The sequence below is a fragment of the Amycolatopsis sp. NPDC051758 genome (genome assembly GCF_044453095.1).
Lineage (GTDB): Bacteria > Actinomycetota > Actinomycetes > Mycobacteriales > Pseudonocardiaceae > Amycolatopsis.
The window spans coordinates 78,248-94,044 of the sequence record NZ_JBITCJ010000016.1 but is presented as its reverse complement, the minus strand read 5'-3'; the positions used below and the strand labels follow the sequence as shown (position 1 = coordinate 94,044).

Sequence of the window (15,797 nt, the reverse complement as noted above, 5' to 3'; positions counted from 1 at the left end):
GGTCAGAGCGAGCTGATCAGGCGTTCCACGCGCTCGTCGACCGAGCGGAACGGGTCCTTGCACAGCACCGTGCGCTGGGCCTGGTCGTTCAGCTTCAGGTGCACCCAGTCGACGGTGAAGTCGCGCCCGGCGGCCTGGGCCGCGGCGATGAAGTCGCCGCGCAGCTTCGCCCGGGTCGTCTGCGGCGGGGTGTCCTTGGCGGCCTCGATCTCGCCGTCGTCGGTGACCCGGCGAACCAGGCCCTTCCGCTGCAGCAGGTCGAAGATGCCCCGGCCGCGGCGGATGTCGTGGTAGGCCAGGTCGAGCTGCGCGATCCGGGGGCTGGAGAGGTCAAGGTCGTGCTTGTGCCGGTAGCGCTCGACCAGCCGGTGCTTGATCGCCCAGTCGATCTCGGTGTCGATCTTGCCGAAGTCCTGCTGCTCGACCGCTTCCAGCGCCCGGCCCCACAGCTCGACGACCCGCTCGTTCGCCGGGGTCGACCCGTTGTCCTTGAGGTGCTGCACCGCGCGGGCGTGGTACTCGCGCTGGATGTCCAGCGCCGACGCCTCGCGCCCGCCGGCCAGCCGCACCTGACGACGGCCGGTGAGGTCGTGGCTGATCTCGCGGATCGCGCGGATCGGGTTGTCGAGGGTGAAGTCGCGGAACTGGACGCCGGCCTCGATCATCTCGAGGACCAGGTTCGCCGAGCCGACCTTGAGCATCGTCGTCGGCTCGGCCATGTTCGAGTCGCCCACGATGACGTGCAGGCGCCGGTAGCGCTCGGCGTCGGCGTGCGGCTCGTCGCGGGTGTTGATGATCGGCCGCGACCGGGTCGTCGCGCTGGAGACGCCCTCCCAGATGTGCTCCGCACGCTGGGAGAGGCAGTAGACCGCGCCGCGCGGGGTCTGCAGCACCTTGCCGGCGCCGCAGATGAGCTGGCGGGTCACCAGGAACGGGAGCAGCACGTCCGCAATGCGGGAAAACTCACCCGCGCGGGTCACCAGGTAGTTCTCGTGACAGCCGTACGAGTTGCCCGCCGAGTCGGTGTTGTTCTTGAACAGGAAGATGTCGCCGCCGATGCCCTCGTCGGCCAGCCGACGCTCGGCGTCGACGAGCAGGTCCTCGAGGATCCGCTCGCCGGCCTTGTCGTGCGTGACGAGCTGCACCAGGTCGTCACACTCGGCCGTCGCGTACTCGGGGTGCGAGCCGACGTCGAGGTAGAGCCGGGAGCCGTTCGACAGGAAAACGTTCGAAGAACGGCCCCACGAGACGACCCGCCGGAAGAGGTAGCGCGCCACCTCGTCGGGAGAGAGCCTGCGCTGGCCGTGGAAGGTGCACGTGACCCCGAACTCGGTCTCGATGCCAAAGATCCGCCGCTGCATCCCACCAGAGTAGGCGCTGCACCCCCTCCTAAGGTGCGCCGTTCGGGCGTCGACACGCCCCCAGTGCGCCACAGACGGTGAAAACTCCCCGAATCAGGCACGATTGAAGCAGTGCTCTTGACGACTTCGGGGAAGGCGACTCCTTGACACACCAGCTCATCCAGGCCTTCCGGCAGGTCGGCCGGACCGACCGTGCCCTGATCCGGCGGAGCGCCGCGCTGCCGGCGACGAAGGCCGACGACGCGCTGATGGCGCTCTCCCGGTCGGCGAACAAGTCCCGCCTGTGGTGGGGCGTCGCGGCCCTGCTGGCCACCCGCAAGGGCGCGACCCGCCGCGGGGCGCTGCGCGGCGTCGTCGCGATCGCCGGCGCCAGCGCCGCCGCCAACCTCATCGGGAAGCCGCTGTTCCCTCGCCGCCGCCCGGCCGAGGAGGAGGTGCCGGCGCACCGCCGCCTGCGGAAACGCCCGACGTCCTCGTCGTTCCCCTCCGGGCACTCCGCCTCCGCCGCGGCCTTCGCGACCGCCGTGGCCATGGAGTCCCCGCGGGCCGGGCTCGCCGTCGCTCCCCTGGCCCTCGCCGTCGCGTACTCGCGTGTCCACACCGGTGTCCACTGGCCTTCCGACGTCGGCGTCGGTCTCGCGATCGGGACCGGCGTGGGCCTGGCGACCCGGCATTGGTGGCCGCTGCACGACGACGTCCCGGGCCGCACCGCCCACGACGCGGACGCGCCCGAGATGGTCGACGGCGAGGACATGCTCGTGCTGGTCAACCCCAACTCCGGGGTGAACGGCCAGGACCCGACCGAAGACGCCCGGTACGCCTGGCCCAAGGCGGAGATCCTCTACCCGGACCCCGACCAGGACCTGCGGGCCCAGCTCGAAGCCGAGATCGACGCCCGCGGCACGGTTCGCGCGCTCGGCGTCGCGGGCGGGGACGGCACCGTCGCCGCGATCGCCTCGGTGGCCGCCGAACGCGACCTGCCGCTCGCGCTGATCCCGGCCGGCACGCTCAACCACTTCGCCCGCGACATCGGCGTCAGCTCCATGCCCGACGCCGACGCGGCGACCGAGGTCGGCAACGCCGTCGGCATCGACCTGGGCGAGGTCGAAATCGACGGGGCAGGCGGCCGGGACCACCGCTGGTTCGTCAACACCGCGAGCCTGGGCGGTTACCCGGAGATGGTCCGGCTCCGCGAGAAGCTGCAGGAGAAGCACCCGAAGTGGCCTTCGGCGGCGATCGCGCTGACCCGGACACTGCGCAACGCCAAGCCGCTGACCGTCCGGCTCAACGGCAAGCTCACCCAGGTCTGGCTGCTGTTCGTCGGCAACGGCACGTACGCGCCGAAGGGCTTCGCGCCCAGCCGGCGGCCCGCGCTCGACACCGGCCTGCTCGACATCCGCTACCTGCGCGCCGACCTGCCCTACTCGCGCGCCCGGTTCCTGCTGGCGATGATCACCCGGACCCTCGCCGCCAGCCACGTCTACCAGGAGCTCGACCTGCCCGAGCTCGACGTCGAGCTCCTGGACGGCAACCGCCGCGTCGCCACCGACGGCGAGGTCGGCCCGCTCGGCAACCGGTTCCGCTTCCGGTCCCGCCCCAGCGCCCTGACCATCTACCGGCTTTAGCCGCGCTTTACGTTCTCTCAACGAACCCACAGGCACCCCTGGCTAGCTTCGGTTTCGAGGTGCGGGCGATCCTGCCCGCGGCCAGGGGACTAGTGGGGGATCGATGGACCTGGCGAGCGTCGTCCACCGGGCGGCGACCGATCCGGTGCTGCCCGGCGACGTCACGGCACGCGCCCGTGATCTCGGCCCGCTGGAGTCGCCGTTCATCTGGCTCGGCCTCGCCTCGGCCGCCGTCGCCGTGCTCGCCGCCGTGATCGCGCTCGCGCACCGGCGCCGGGTACGACGCTGGGGGTTCACCGCGTTCGGCGTCCTCCTGCTGCTCGCGGCGGTCACTGCCCTGAACAGCTACGTCGGGTACGTGCGCACCTCCGACGACCTCGCGCGGCTCCTCCAGCGCGGGCCCGGCGTGGTCAACCTCGCCGGCCGCCTGCTCGACGACGACAAGGAAGCCCCGTCCTCCGCGCCCCACCCCGGACCGGGCACCCCCGCGGCCGCCGGGCAGCGGATCGACGTCGTCAACCTGCCCGACCCCGCCCACGCGATCCCGGCCGGCAGCAACTACGTCGTCCTGCCGCCCGGGTACAACACCGACACCGCGCGTCGTTACCCCGTCGTCTACCTGATCCACGGTTACCCCTTCGGCGGCCCGCGCGACTGGCTCACCTCGGGCGACGCGCCCGGCACGCTGCTCGCGCTGCAGAAGGCCGGCGTCATCGCGCCGATGATCGTGGTCAGCGTCGACCTGACCGCCGGCAACCCGGCCACGGACTGGGAATGCCTCGACGTCCCCGGCGGCCCGCAACTGGAGACCTACCTCGCACGCACCGTCGTCCCGGCGATCGACCAGCGTTACCGCACCCTCGCCGACCGCACCCACCGCGCCCTGGGCGGCATGTCCGGCGGTGGCTTCGGCGCGCTCAACATCGGCCTCCACCACGTGGACGAGTTCGCCACCCTGCTGATCGCGCTGCCGTACGACGACCTCAACGACTCCGTCGGCGTCCTCAACGGCGACAAGGCCGCCATCGCGGCCAACACCCCGCGCCGCTACCTGCCCACGATGAAGTTCACCGCTCCGATCTCGGTGATGCTGGCCGTCGGCACGGGCGCGCCCACCGACGTCACTACTGCGCACCGGATCGCCGATGCGCTGCGAGCTCGTGGTCAGGATGCCGTTGTCCACGCGGAACGCGGGTTCAACCACACCTGGCACACCGCTCGGGCGACGTTGCCGTACCTGCTGGCGTTTGCCGACCAGAACTTCCGGACGTCCCCAGCCACGTCGTGAAGCTGCCGTTCGCGGACACAAAAACGGGGGCGCGGCCACCCGGCCACGCCCCCGTTCCGCTCAGAAACTCACTCGCCTTCCGGCTTCGCCTCCGGCTCTTCACCCTGCGGGTCCGGCACCGGCAGCAGCGCGTCCAGCGCGGTGCCCGTCAGCCGGCGGAATGCGCGCCGCGGGCGGTCGCGGTCCAGGACCGCCACCTCCAGCTTGATCGGCGGGTCGGTCTCGGTGGTGCCGCCGTTGGCCGACGCGCTCGCCGAGGACGATGTGGACGACGAACCGGCCGATGCGGACGTCGTCGCCGCCGGCTGGATCGGGGTGCGCAACGCGGCCACCGCCACGCCGAGGGCCGCCTGCAGGTCCAGGCCGTCCTCGAACGTCTCCTTCAGCTTCGCCGCGATCTTCTCGTTCTGGCCGCCCATCACGATGTACTGCGGCTCGTCGAAGATCGAGCCGTCGTAGGTCAGCCGGTACAGCTGGTCCTCCGCCGCGCTCGCGCCGACCTCCGCCACGCACACCTCCACCTCGAACGGCTTCAGCTGCTCGGTGAAGATGCTGCCCAGCGTCGCCGCGTACGCGTTCGCCAGCGCCCGCGCGCTCACGTCACGCCGGTCGTACTGGTACCCCTTGAGGTCCGCGTGCCGGATGCCGGCGACGCGCAGGTTCTCGAACTCGCTGTAGCGCCCGACCGCGGCGAACCCGATCCGGTCGTAGATCTCGGAAACCTTGTGCAGCGTCGCCGACGGGTTCTCCGCCACGAACAGCACCCCGCCCGAGTACTTCAGCACCACCACGCTCCGGCCGCGCGCGATGCCCTTGCGCGCCAGCTCGGAACGCTCCCGCATCAGCTGCTCGGGAGAGGCATACAACGGCATCGTCACGGTGTGCGCTCCAGGTCTTTCGGTGTTCCATCGTTCACTGGTTCAGCTCCGGCCCGGTCAGGCCAGCCGGCGCTGCTGGCGCTCGATCCGCCCGGCCACCACGGCCTCCGCGACCGCCGCCGTCTCCGACTCGGGCAGCTGGACGGCGCCGTGCTCGGCGGTGACGGTCACGACGCTCGGGAAGATCCGGCGCACCAGGTCCGGGCCGCCCGACGCGGTGTCGTCGTCCGCCGCGTCGTAGAGCGCCTCCACGGCCACCCGGATCGCGCCTTCGACGTCGGCGTCCGGGTCGTGCAGCTTCTTCAGCGCGGATTTCGCGAACAGCGAACCCGAGCCGATGCCCGCGTACCCGCCGTTTTCCTCGTACCGGCCGCCCGCGGCGTCGTACGAGACGATCCGGCCCGCGTGCTTGGCGTCCTCGGCCTCGAGGTCGTACCCGACGAACAACGGGATCGCCGCCAGCCCGGCCATCGCCATCTCGAGGTTGGCCTTGACCATCCCGGCCAGCTTGTTCGTCTTGCCGTCCAGCGACAGCGAAACGCCCTCGATCTTCTCGTAGTGCGCCAGCTCCACGGCGTACAGCCGCACCATCTCCACGGCCAGCCCGGCCGTGCCCGCGATCCCCACCGCCGAATACTCGTCGGTGACGTGTACCTTCTCGATGTCGCGGCTCGCGATCAGGTTCCCCGACGTCGCCCGCCGGTCACCCGCGATCAGCACACCGCCCGCGAACGTGCACGCGACGATCGTCGTCCCGTGCGGCACGCCGAGCTCGGTCAGGCTGCCGCCCACCCGGCGCTCCGGAAGCAGCTCCGGCGCCTGCGCCCGCAGGAAGTCCGAAAACGACGACGACGCCGACGAGAAGTACGCGGCCGGCAGCGCGGGACCCGAGATGCCCCTGGTGTTGTCCATACGTGCTCAAAAATCCCATCTGTGCGGGCCGCGGCTCCGCGCCGGCGACACGGGGTCCACCCGGACCACGGTCACCATCGCGCGGAACCCCGGCCGCCGGCTGAACGGTCGGCTGGGGCGCAGCGCCCCGAGCGGCTACTCGCCGCCCTTCTGCACATAGGCCCGGACGAAGTCCTCGGCGTTCTCCTCGAGCACGTCGTCGATCTCGTCGAGGATCGTGTCGACGTCCTCGCCGAGCTTCTCGCGCCGCTCCTGACCCGCCGCGCCGGTGTCGTCGAACTCTTCGTCAGAGTCGCCGCCGCCGTGCTTTTCGATCTTTTCCTGGGCCATCTCGCCTCCCGGTGTGGCTGATGTTTCCTAGCCTACCCAGCGGCCCCGACATTCGGGGTCACGCCACGATCGACGTGCGTGCCGCCTAGTCCGAACCGGTGAGCGCCTCCACCAGCTCCTCCGCCGTCGCCGAGTCGTCCAGCAACTTGCCGACGTGCGCCTTCGTCCCCCGCAACGGCTCCAGCGTCGGGATCCGCACCAGCGACTCCTTGCCGACGTCGAAGATGACCGAATCCCAGGAGGCCGCCGCGATCGAGGTCGCGTACTTCTCCAGCGCCCGGCCCCGGAAGTAGGCCCGCGTGTCCGACGGCGGGGTCGTCACCGCGGCCAGCACCTCTTCCTCGGTCACCAGCCGCTTCATCGACCCGCGCGTCACCAGCCGGTTGTACAGGCCCTTCGCCAGCCGTACGTCCGAATACTGCAGGTCCACCAGCCGCAGCCGCGGCGCGCCCCAGGCCAGGCTGTCGCGCTGCCGGTACCCCTCCAGCAGCCGCAGCTTCGCCGGCCAGTCCAGCCGGTCCGCGCACTCCTGCGGGTCGCGCGCCAGCGCGTCCAGCACCTCGCCCCAGACCCGGAGGACCTCCTTCGACGCCTGGTCGGCGTCGGTGCGGTCCAGGTTCTGCGACACGATCTCGTGGTAGGCGAACTGCAGGTCCAGGCCGGTGTACTTGCGGCCGTTCGCCAGCGAAACCTGCGCCTTCAGCGTCGGGTCGTGGCTGATCTGGTGGACCGCCTTGACCGGCTCGTCCAGCTTCAGGTCGTCGAACCGGATGCCGGACTCGATCAGGTCGAGGATCAGCGCCGTCGTCCCGACCTTCAGGTACGTCGAGTACTCCGACATGTTCGCGTCACCGATGATGACGTGCAGTCGGCGGTACTTGTCCGCGTCCGCGTGCGGCTCGTCGCGGGTGTTGATGATCCCGCGCTTCAGCGTCGTCTCCAGGCCGACCTCGACCTCGATGTAGTCCGCACGCTGGGAGAGCTGGAACCCGGCTTCCTCGCTCTGCTGCCCGATCCCGACCCGCCCGGACCCGGTCACCACCTGCCGCGACACGAAGAACGGCGTCAGCCCGGCGATGATCGCGGTGAACGGCGTCGAGCGCGCGCACAGGTAGTTCTCGTGGGTGCCGTAACTGGCGCCCTTGCCGTCGACGTTGTTCTTGTACAGCTGCAGCGGCGGCTGACCGGGCACGGACGCCGCCTTCAGCGCAGCCTCCTCCATCACCCGCTCGCCGGCCTTGTCCCAGATGACCGCGTCGCGCGCGTTCGTCACCTCGGGCGCCGAATACTCCGGGTGCGCGTGGTCGACGTACAGCCGCGCCCCGTTGGTCAGGATGACGTTCGCCGCGCCCAGGTCCTCGACGTCGGGGTCGTGCCCCGGCCCGCCGGGGCCGGTCAGGTCGAAGCCGCGCGCGTCCCGCAAAGGGGACTCCACCTCGTAGTCCCACCGCGCCCGCCGGGCGCGCGGGATGTCGGCCGCCGCCGCGTAGGCCAGCACGACCTGGGTCGAGGTGAGTACCGGGTTCGCCGTCGCGTCGCCCGGCACGGAGATGCCGTACTCGACTTCGGTTCCCATGATCCGCCGCATGTCCACCACCCTACGGGGTCGCCCTAGTGGAACGATGCACCCATGCCAGGCAGTGACGAACTCGTTGCCCTCTATGACCAGGCCGGCTCGGTCGTCGGCGCGACGCGCCGGAGCCGCCTCCGCGCGGAAGGACTGTGGCACGCCGCCGGTGTCGTACTGGTCCGTTCGGGTGACGGAAACGCGGTCTACGTGCACCTCCGCACCGCCACGAAGGACGTGTTCCCGTCCACCTGGGACTGCTGGGCCGGCGGTGTGGTCGCCGCGGGCGAGTCACCGGCCGAGTGCGCCCGCCGCGAACTGGCCGAAGAGCTGGGCGTCCAAGGGGTGGAACCCGTTCCGCTGTTCACCAAGGTCTACGACGACGGCCACAACCGCTGCCACAACTTCGCCTTCGAGGTGCGGTGGGACGGCCCGATCCGGCACCAGGCCGAAGAGATCGTCGAAGGCCGGTGGATCCCGCTGGACGACCTCCGCAGCTGGATCGACGACCCGGCGCCGGAGCTCCCCTTCATCCCCGACGGCCGCGAAGGCGTCCAGGAGTGGTTCCGCCGCTACGCCTGAGCTGTCAGCTTCGCCGTCATCGCGGGCAGCAGCCGCTTCGCCGCGTCGATCGCCCGCGCCTCGGTGCTCGCCGACACGGTCAGCCCGGACACCAAAGTTCCCTTGGCGAGCAACACCGTGCACGTCTTGCCTTCGCACCAGGCACGCTGACGCTCGACGCCGGGCTGGGCCGGGAGGTCCACCTCGGTCCCGGTGCACACCGCCTTCGCCACGACGTCCGCACCCGGCTGGTCCGGGTAGGCGGCGACCCGGTGCCGCAGCACCGACCCGCTCGGGTAGCGCCAGCTCGCGATCCGGCCGGCCGCCGCCGGGTCGTCCGAAAGGCAGCCCGACGCCGCACCAGAGCCTCGCTGCACACCTTCTTCGGCGACGTCCTCGTCGGACAGCAGTGCCCGCTCGGCCAGCAGCCCGAGGTCCGGCGCCGCCGGCGTGACCGGAGCGGCCTTCGCGGAGCTGACCGGGACTTCGGTCCTGGCCGGGGCCGACGAGGCCGACGGAGACGGATCGTCGTAGTACGTCTCGAGGTTGTTCGGGTCGGGCCCGTCACAACCGGTCAGGCCGACCAACGCGACCGCGGCCAAGGCAACCACCTGGCGATGACGCACCTGCTCCGGCCCTCCCGTAGTCCGTCTGTGCCTGCGCAGAGTAGTGCAGCCGGTCAGTCCCACCCCAAAGAGGACCGGTGACGCCAGTACTCCCCCGGATTCTCCGCCGGCCCGGCCAGCGCCGCTTCCTCGTCCGTGCTCAGGGAAAGCGTGGTGGCGGTGAGGTTCGCGGCCAGCTGGGCCGGGCTCGCCGGGCCGATGACCGCGGTGCCGGCCCAGTCCTGCGCCAGCACGGCGGCCACCGCGACCGCGTCCGGCCCGGTCCCGTGCGCCGCCGCGACGTCCCGCACCACGGCCGGCGCTTCGACCGCGAGCCGCCCGTTGGCCAGGGTTTCCTTGACCAGCACCCGCTTTCCCGCCGCGTGCGCCGCGGCCAGCGCGGGCCCGGCGGACGGCTCGAGGAGGTTCCAGGTGGACTGCACGGCCGAGAACACCGGCCGCCCGGCCACCTCCAGCGCGAACGCCCGCTCGATCGCGCCGGCCTGCGCCGGCCCGGACGTCGAGAACCCCACCGCGACGCCGTTCGCGGAAAGCTCCGCCAGGGCCTCGACGAGCGGCCGGTCGGTGAACAGCGGACTGTCCACAGTGAGCGAATGCACCTGGTAGAGACCCACCCGATCGCCCAGCAGCGCCAGGGTTTCCGCCCACTGCGCGGCGAACCGCGCCGCCGAGTGCTCCTTCACCTCGTGCACCTCGGCGTCGAGCCGCCAGTCCCCGACGTAGGCGTAACCCCACTTGCTGGAGACCTCGACGTCGGCGTGTCCACGCTCGGCGAGCCAGCCGGCCAGGAACTCCTCCGAGCGCCCGTACGACCGGGCGACGTCGACGTGCCGGACTCCGGCGGCGTACGCGTCGTCGAGCACCGCGAACGTCGCGGCCCGCATCGAAGCGACGTCCCGCACCGGCGGCAGCGCGCCGTCGCGGCCCAGGTTGATGTAGGCGGGACGGCCCAGCGCCGCCAAGCCCAGCGCGATGCGACCCACGGAGCTCCTCATGCCGTTCCCTTGTGCCGGAGGATGGCCAGCCACTGGTCGGAGTTCTGCGCCTGGCGGTGGAGCTTTTCGAGGCGCGCGGCCGGGGCCCGGACGTACCCCTTGCCGAAGACGGGCGCGATCTGGCGGAGGCTGGCGCCACCTTCACGGGCGGCGAGCAGCGCCCAGTCGGACGCGTCGGCGCAGGCCGCGGAAGCCCGGCGGAGCTCGCCGAGGATGTCGATGAGGTCCTGGGCGCCCACCTCCCCCGCTTCGACGGCGGCGGCGGTCGTCTCCAGCCACGCCAGGACGTCGGATTCGGTGATCGGCGCACGGGGCCGCCGAGTTTCTTCGCTCACAGCCCGTGAGTATAGGTCGTTATACGCCGATATACTCGCTCCCAGCCATGACGACACGCGCCGAATCCCAGCCCGACGTCGAGCAGCTGCTCGACGTGTTCAAGGCGCTCGCGAACCCGGTGCGGCTGCAGGTGCTGCAGTGGCTGCGGGAGCCCGCCCGGCACTTCCCCGTCGACCGGGCGATCGCCGACCCGGTCGAGGTCGGTGTGTGCGTGAGCCACATCCAGGAGAAGCTCGGCCTCGCGCAGTCGACCGTGTCGGCCTATATGGCGTCGCTGCAGCGCGCCGGTCTGGTGCAGGCGACCCGCGTCGGGAAGTGGACGCACTACAAGCGCGACGAAGCCCGGATCGCCGAGTTCGTCGCGGTGCTCGGCCACTCCCTCTGACGGCTCCCCTCCCCCTCGATGAGCCGTCGCCGGTTGACTCATATCGTAATTCTGCGATACTTCGATTCATGAGCACGATCGAAGGCATGCGGCTCGGCCGCTTCGGGATCTGGACGTTCGACTTCGAGGACCAGCCGGCCGGCCTGATCCGCGACTCCGTGCAGGAGCTGGAAGAACTCGGCTGGCCGGCGGTCTGGATCCCGGAGAGCACCGGCCGGGAAGCCCTGACCCACGCCGGGTTCCTGCTGTCCGCCACCGAACGCCTCACCGTTGTCAACGGGATCGCGCAGATCGGGTCCCGCGAGCCGCGCCGGACGCACGGCGCGGCCCAGCTGCTGGCCGACGCGTACCCGGACCGTCACCTGCTCGGCCTCGGCTTCGGCGCCGGGAAGCCCGGTGCGAAGCCGCTTCAGGCGATGAACGACTACCTCGACGCCATGGACGCCACGACGAGCGACAGCCCCGCGCCGCGCGGGCCGATGCGACGCCTGCTGGCGGCGTACGGCCCGAAGATGCTGGAGCTGGCCCGGGACCGGTCGGCGGGCGCGCACACCTACCACGTGACCCCGGACCACACCGCCCAGGCGCGGGAGATCCTGGGTGCCGCGCCGTTCCTCGGCGTCGAGCACGCCGTGCTCTTCGAAACCGACGCGGCCAAGGCGCGCGAAATCGCCCGCGCCCACCTGCACACGTACCTCACCTCGCCGTACAACGTCGCGAAGTTCCGGCGGCTCGGTTACTCGGAAGCGGACATCGACGGCGGCCGCGGCAGCGACCGGCTCGTCGACGACCTCGTGTTCCGGGGCGACCTCGACACGATCACCGGCAAGCTGCGCGAGCACCTCGACGCGGGCGCCGACCACGTGGGCATCCAGGTGATCGGCGTCGAACCGGGCGAGTCCGCCATGCCGCACTGGCGGCGGCTCGCCGAAGCGCTGCTACCCGCCGGCGTCATCGCGTAGGCCGAACCGCGCGGTGCAGTGCCACACCCGTTTCAGCACCTGGGGATCGTGCCGGCCGGCGCGGACGGCGTCGCCGATGACGCGCGCGTCGAGCCGGCCGTCCTCGGCGATCTCCTTGCCGGCCCGTACGACGTCCTCGCCACGGAAGTCCGCGTGCTCGGCCAGGACGGCCACCGGGAGCCGGAACCCGTGGTGCCAGCGGGTGGGGAACGGCAGTTCGGCGGCCGCCGCCTCGACGACGGTCCCCCGGAACGCCGGGTCGAGCACCAGCGCGTCGACATCGGACGCCAGCCGGAGCGGGCCGTGGACGTGGGCCTCGATGTGGTCGTCGAGCTCGTCCAGCACGTCCGCCTCGGCGAGCGGCAGCAACGGCATGCGCTCGGCGGTGCCGAAGTTCTCCGGCTCCCGGAAGCTGTCCGGGTAGCAGAACGTCGTGCGCGCGAGCACTTCCCGCTTCAGCCGCAGGTGGGACGAGCCGAACCGGACCGAGCCGCCCGCCGGACGGCGGCGGTAGTTGAGCGAACCGTACTTCGGACGCTCGGACGCCGGCGCGTCGTCGTAGGCGCCGCCGAAGATGCGGTGTTCCCAGCGCCAGCGGTCGCCGCCGGGGTACGCGGTCAGCCCGCCGTTGCTCGTCCCCGTCTCGAACTGTGAGCGGTAGACGCCGTCCGAAACCAGGTGCCGCAGCAATGACACCGCCCCGACCAGGCGGTCCGGGTGGAAGTGCACGGTGACGTCCAGGTCGCCGGGCAGCGGCGGCCCCGCCACGCGGCTCGCGACGTGCTCCACCGCTCGTCGCCACGGTTCCGTCTCCGAAGCCATGGGCGGCATCCTAACCCGAGACGTATAGGCCGTTATACGAAATCAAGAGGTCCGAAAACCGCTGGCCCCGGGGCCGGTCCGCGGGCTTGACTGCGCCCATGCGGTCGGGTGGATTCGGGGTCACGGTGCGGTTCGCGCTGCTGGCCGTCGTCTGGGGTGCGAGTTTCCTGTTCATCAAGGTGGGCCTGGGCGGGCTCTCCCCCGGCCAGGTCGCCCTCGCGCGGGTCGCTTTGGGCGCGCTCGCGCTGGCCGTCGTGCTGCTCCTGCGCCGGCGCCCGCTCCCCCGGGATCCCGTGCTGTGGGGCCACCTCGCGGTCGTCTCGGTGCTGCTGTGCGTGGTGCCGTTCCTGCTGTTCTCGTGGGCGGAACAGTACATTTCGTCCGGTCTGGCCAGCATTTTCAACGCCACGACGCCGCTCATCACGATGCTGCTGGCCGCCGCGGCGCTGCCGGAGGAGCGGTTCACGCCGCCGCGCGTGCTCGGCCTGTCGCTCGGTTTCCTCGGCGTGCTCACGATCGTCGGGGTGTGGCACGGGGTCGACGTCTCGCACCAGCTCACGGCGCAGCTCGCCTGCCTCGGCGCCACCACGTGTTACGGCGCGTGTTTCGTCTATATGCGCCGGTTCGTCTCCCCGCGTGGGGTGGATCCCGTCGTCGTCGCGTTCGGCCAGACCGGCTCGGCCACGGTGATCCTCGGCCTGCTGACCCCGGCGGTCGCCGCAACACCGGTTCACCTCGACGTGCCGGTGGCGGCGAGCATGATCGCGCTCGGCGTCTTCGGGACCGGCATCGCCTACGTCTGGAACGTCCGGATCATCGCGGCCTGGGGTGCGGCCAACGCCTCCGCGGTGACTTACCTCACACCGGTGGTCGGCGTCCTGCTCGGCGTGGTCGTGCTGGGCGAACCGGTGAGCTGGAACCAGCCGGCCGGCGCGCTCCTGGTGGTGCTCGGCATTCTCGCGGCCCACGGACGCCAGCGACCGCGACGCACGACCGAAGCCGAACTGGTCCGCCGCTAGACACGCCGATGGGGCGGTCGCCGCGGCGACCGCCCCATCGGATGTTCGGTCCTACAGGTACTGCCCGGTGTTCGTGGCGGTGTCGATCGCCCGCCCCGAGTCCTGGTTCTTGCCGGTGACGAGCGTGCGGATGTAGACGATCCGCTCGCCCTTCTTGCCGGAGATCCGGGCCCAGTCGTCCGGGTTGGTGGTGTTCGGCAGGTCCTCGTTCTCCGCGAACTCGTCGACGATCGCGTCCAGCAGGTGCTGCACACGAAGGCCGGGCTGGTTGGTCTCCAGCACCGACTTGATCGCCGACTTCTTCGCCCGGTCCACGATGTTCTGGATCATCGCGCCCGAGTTGAAGTCACGGAAGTACAGGACCTCCTTGTCCCCGTTGGCGTAAGTCACCTCGAGGAACCGGTTCTCGTCGCTCTCCTCGTACATCCGCTCGACGGTGTGCTGGATCATCGCGTCGAACGTCGCCTTGGAGTCCCCGCCGAACTCGGCGAGGTCGTCGGCGTGGATCGGCAGGCCTTCGGCCAGGTACTTGGAGAAGATGTCCTTCGCGCCTTCGGCGTCCGGACGCTCGATCTTGATCTTGACGTCGAGCCGGCCCGGCCGCAGGATCGCCGGGTCGATCATGTCTTCACGGTTCGAGGCACCGATGACGATGACGTTTTCCAAGCCCTCGACACCGTCGATCTCGGACAGCAGCTGCGGGACGATCGTGGTCTCCACGTCGGACGAAACGCCCGACCCACGGGTCCGGAAGATCGAGTCCATCTCGTCGAAGAACACGATCACCGGGGTGCCCTCGGAGGCCTTCTCCCGTGCCCGCTGGAAGATCAGGCGGATGTGCCGCTCGGTCTCCCCGACGAACTTGTTGAGCAGCTCGGGACCCTTGATGTTCAGGAAGTAGGACTTCCCGTCCTCGTTGTCGCCCCGCGCCGCCGCCACCTTCTTGGCCAGCGAGTTCGCGACCGCCTTGGCGATGAGCGTCTTGCCACAGCCCGGCGGACCGTAGAGCAGGACACCCTTGGGCGGGCGCAGCTGGTACTCCTGGTACAGGTCGGCATGCAGGAACGGCAGCTCGACCGCGTCCCTGATCTGCTCGATCTGCCGGGTGAGGCCGCCGATGTCCTCGTAGCGGACGTCCGGCACCTCCTCCAGCACCAGGTCTTCGACCTCCGCCTTCGGCACGCGCTCGTACGCGTAGCCGGCCTTGGAGTCGACCAGCAGCGAGTCGCCCGGCTTGAGCGGCTGCTCGGCCAGCAGGTCGGAGAGCAGGACCACCCGCTCTTCGTCCGCGTGCCCGACCACCAGCGCCCGCGGGCTCGCGCCCTCGGAGTCCGGTGCGAGCACCTCACGCAACGCGCACACCTCGCCGGTGCGTTCGAAGCCGCCGCCCTCGACCACGGTGAGCGCTTCGTTGAGCCGCAGCGCCTGGCCGCGGCGCAGCGACGAGATCTCGACCGCGGGCGAAACCGACACCCGCATCTTCCGGCCGGCCGTGAAGACGTCCACCGTGTTGTCCTCGTACGCCTCCACGAAGACGCCGTACCCGGACGGTGGCTGGGCCAGCCTGTCGACCTCCTCACGCAGCGCGAGGAGCTGTCCTCGCGCCTCACGCAGGGTTTCGACCAGTTTGGTGTTCCGCTCGGTGAGCTGGCTCACCCTTTCCGAGGCCTCGGCGAGTCGTTGTTCGAGAACTCGGTTCTGCCGTGGCGAGTCGGTCAGTTTGCGGCGCAGCAGCGCCACTTCCTCCTCGAGAAAACGGATCTGCCGAGCCTGCTCGTCCGCCGTCGTCCCAGCTCCGGATGTTGCTGAAGGGTCGGCCTCCTCGCGCCGACCTCCGGGAAGGTCATGATGCATCGGGCACCTCCTCGGAGTGCTTTTCATTCCACGGTACCGGCGATCACCGACAAGAAAAGGCCTTTCCGGATCACAAGATCGGCGCGTCGCGGTTTCAGCACCTCGTCCAGCACGGACATTCCCGCAGCGCAAGGGGCCATTTGTGTGCCGAAGCCCGGGTGTGTCGCGGGGTGTTCCGGGGTTGGACGAAGCAAGCACGACGGGAGTACCCAGCCCCGGACGGCGCCAACCGCGGCCGAGCCGGGCAATTCCGGCCAGTTCCGCCCTAACCGCGCG

The 15,797-nt window shown here is 70.7% G+C and carries 16 protein-coding genes; 6 read left to right on the top strand and 10 right to left on the bottom strand.

The features are described from left to right. Positions 1–2: 2 nt before the first annotated feature. A complete protein-coding gene (gene pafA / locus ACIA5G_RS47565; protein WP_364567011.1) occupies positions 3–1,361 on the bottom strand; it encodes a Pup--protein ligase in 1,359 nt (452 codons plus the stop codon). A gap of 143 nt (positions 1,362–1,504) precedes the next feature. Between pafA and ACIA5G_RS47560 the strand changes: the two genes are divergently transcribed. Beyond that, complete coding sequence (locus ACIA5G_RS47560; RefSeq protein WP_395935988.1) at positions 1,505–2,986, top strand: bifunctional phosphatase PAP2/diacylglycerol kinase family protein; 1,482 nt, start codon at positions 1,505–1,507, stop codon at positions 2,984–2,986. 103 nt (positions 2,987–3,089) lie between these two features. Then, positions 3,090–4,274, top strand: coding sequence for an alpha/beta hydrolase (locus tag ACIA5G_RS47555; protein ID WP_395935987.1), 1,185 nt, complete (start codon positions 3,090–3,092; stop codon positions 4,272–4,274). A 68-nt stretch (positions 4,275–4,342) separates the two neighbouring features. On the opposite strand, the gene prcA is transcribed toward ACIA5G_RS47555, so the two are convergent. From prcA to dop, 4 genes are all read right to left on the bottom strand, one after another. Next, on the bottom strand, positions 4,343–5,152 hold the full coding sequence (prcA, locus tag ACIA5G_RS47550) for a proteasome subunit alpha (protein ID WP_395935986.1): 810 nt from the start codon (positions 5,150–5,152) through the stop codon (positions 4,343–4,345). Between the two features lie 57 nt (positions 5,153–5,209). Then, positions 5,210–6,064: a proteasome subunit beta gene (prcB, locus tag ACIA5G_RS47545; protein WP_395935985.1), complete on the bottom strand. Its 855-nt coding sequence runs from the start codon at positions 6,062–6,064 to the stop codon at positions 5,210–5,212. A gap of 135 nt (positions 6,065–6,199) precedes the next feature. Continuing rightward, on the bottom strand, positions 6,200–6,394 hold the full coding sequence (locus ACIA5G_RS47540; RefSeq protein WP_013226725.1) for a ubiquitin-like protein Pup: 195 nt from the start codon (positions 6,392–6,394) through the stop codon (positions 6,200–6,202). A gap of 85 nt (positions 6,395–6,479) precedes the next feature. Beyond that, complete coding sequence (dop, locus tag ACIA5G_RS47535) at positions 6,480–7,982, bottom strand: depupylase/deamidase Dop (RefSeq protein WP_395935984.1); 1,503 nt, start codon at positions 7,980–7,982, stop codon at positions 6,480–6,482. Positions 7,983–8,024: 42 nt separating this feature from the next. On the opposite strand from dop, the gene ACIA5G_RS47530 reads away from it, so the two are divergent. Beyond that, the gene (locus ACIA5G_RS47530; protein WP_395935983.1) at positions 8,025–8,543 is read left to right on the top strand and encodes an NUDIX domain-containing protein; all 519 of its coding nucleotides are present in this window, start codon (positions 8,025–8,027) and stop codon (positions 8,541–8,543) included. Here ACIA5G_RS47530 and ACIA5G_RS47525 read toward each other — a convergent pair. From ACIA5G_RS47525 to ACIA5G_RS47515, 3 genes are all read right to left on the bottom strand, one after another. Further along, a complete protein-coding gene (locus tag ACIA5G_RS47525; protein WP_395935982.1) occupies positions 8,534–9,133 on the bottom strand; it encodes a hypothetical protein in 600 nt (199 codons plus the stop codon). The two genes, ACIA5G_RS47530 and ACIA5G_RS47525, sit on opposite strands and share 10 nt — an antisense overlap. 68 nt (positions 9,134–9,201) lie before the next feature. Further along, a complete protein-coding gene (locus tag ACIA5G_RS47520) occupies positions 9,202–10,143 on the bottom strand; it encodes an aldo/keto reductase (RefSeq protein WP_395935981.1) in 942 nt (313 codons plus the stop codon). Then, on the bottom strand, positions 10,140–10,478 hold the full coding sequence (locus tag ACIA5G_RS47515; RefSeq protein WP_395935980.1) for a hypothetical protein: 339 nt from the start codon (positions 10,476–10,478) through the stop codon (positions 10,140–10,142). The genes ACIA5G_RS47520 and ACIA5G_RS47515 overlap by 4 nt, the downstream gene beginning before the upstream one ends. Before the next feature lie 47 nt (positions 10,479–10,525). On the opposite strand from ACIA5G_RS47515, the gene ACIA5G_RS47510 reads away from it, so the two are divergent. Together ACIA5G_RS47510 and ACIA5G_RS47505 are read left to right on the top strand one after the other, a co-directional pair. Next, on the top strand, positions 10,526–10,864 hold the full coding sequence (locus tag ACIA5G_RS47510; RefSeq protein WP_395935979.1) for an ArsR/SmtB family transcription factor: 339 nt from the start codon (positions 10,526–10,528) through the stop codon (positions 10,862–10,864). A gap of 68 nt (positions 10,865–10,932) precedes the next feature. Beyond that, positions 10,933–11,826: a TIGR03620 family F420-dependent LLM class oxidoreductase gene (locus ACIA5G_RS47505; RefSeq protein WP_395935978.1), complete on the top strand. Its 894-nt coding sequence runs from the start codon at positions 10,933–10,935 to the stop codon at positions 11,824–11,826. Here the strand turns inward: ACIA5G_RS47505 and ACIA5G_RS47500 are convergent. After that, on the bottom strand, positions 11,803–12,648 hold the full coding sequence (locus ACIA5G_RS47500; protein WP_395935977.1) for a DUF3626 domain-containing protein: 846 nt from the start codon (positions 12,646–12,648) through the stop codon (positions 11,803–11,805). The two genes, ACIA5G_RS47505 and ACIA5G_RS47500, sit on opposite strands and share 24 nt — an antisense overlap. Positions 12,649–12,746: 98 nt before the next feature. Between ACIA5G_RS47500 and ACIA5G_RS47495 the strand changes: the two genes are divergently transcribed. Next, positions 12,747–13,667 (top strand): DMT family transporter, encoded by a 921-nt coding sequence (locus tag ACIA5G_RS47495; protein WP_395935976.1) that lies wholly within the window; start codon positions 12,747–12,749, stop codon positions 13,665–13,667. A 51-nt stretch (positions 13,668–13,718) separates the two neighbouring features. On the opposite strand, the gene arc is transcribed toward ACIA5G_RS47495, so the two are convergent. Further along, entirely contained in the window at positions 13,719–15,521 is a 1,803-nt protein-coding gene (arc, locus tag ACIA5G_RS47490) for a proteasome ATPase (RefSeq protein ID WP_395935975.1), read from the bottom strand. Between the last annotated feature and the right edge of the window lie 276 nt (positions 15,522–15,797).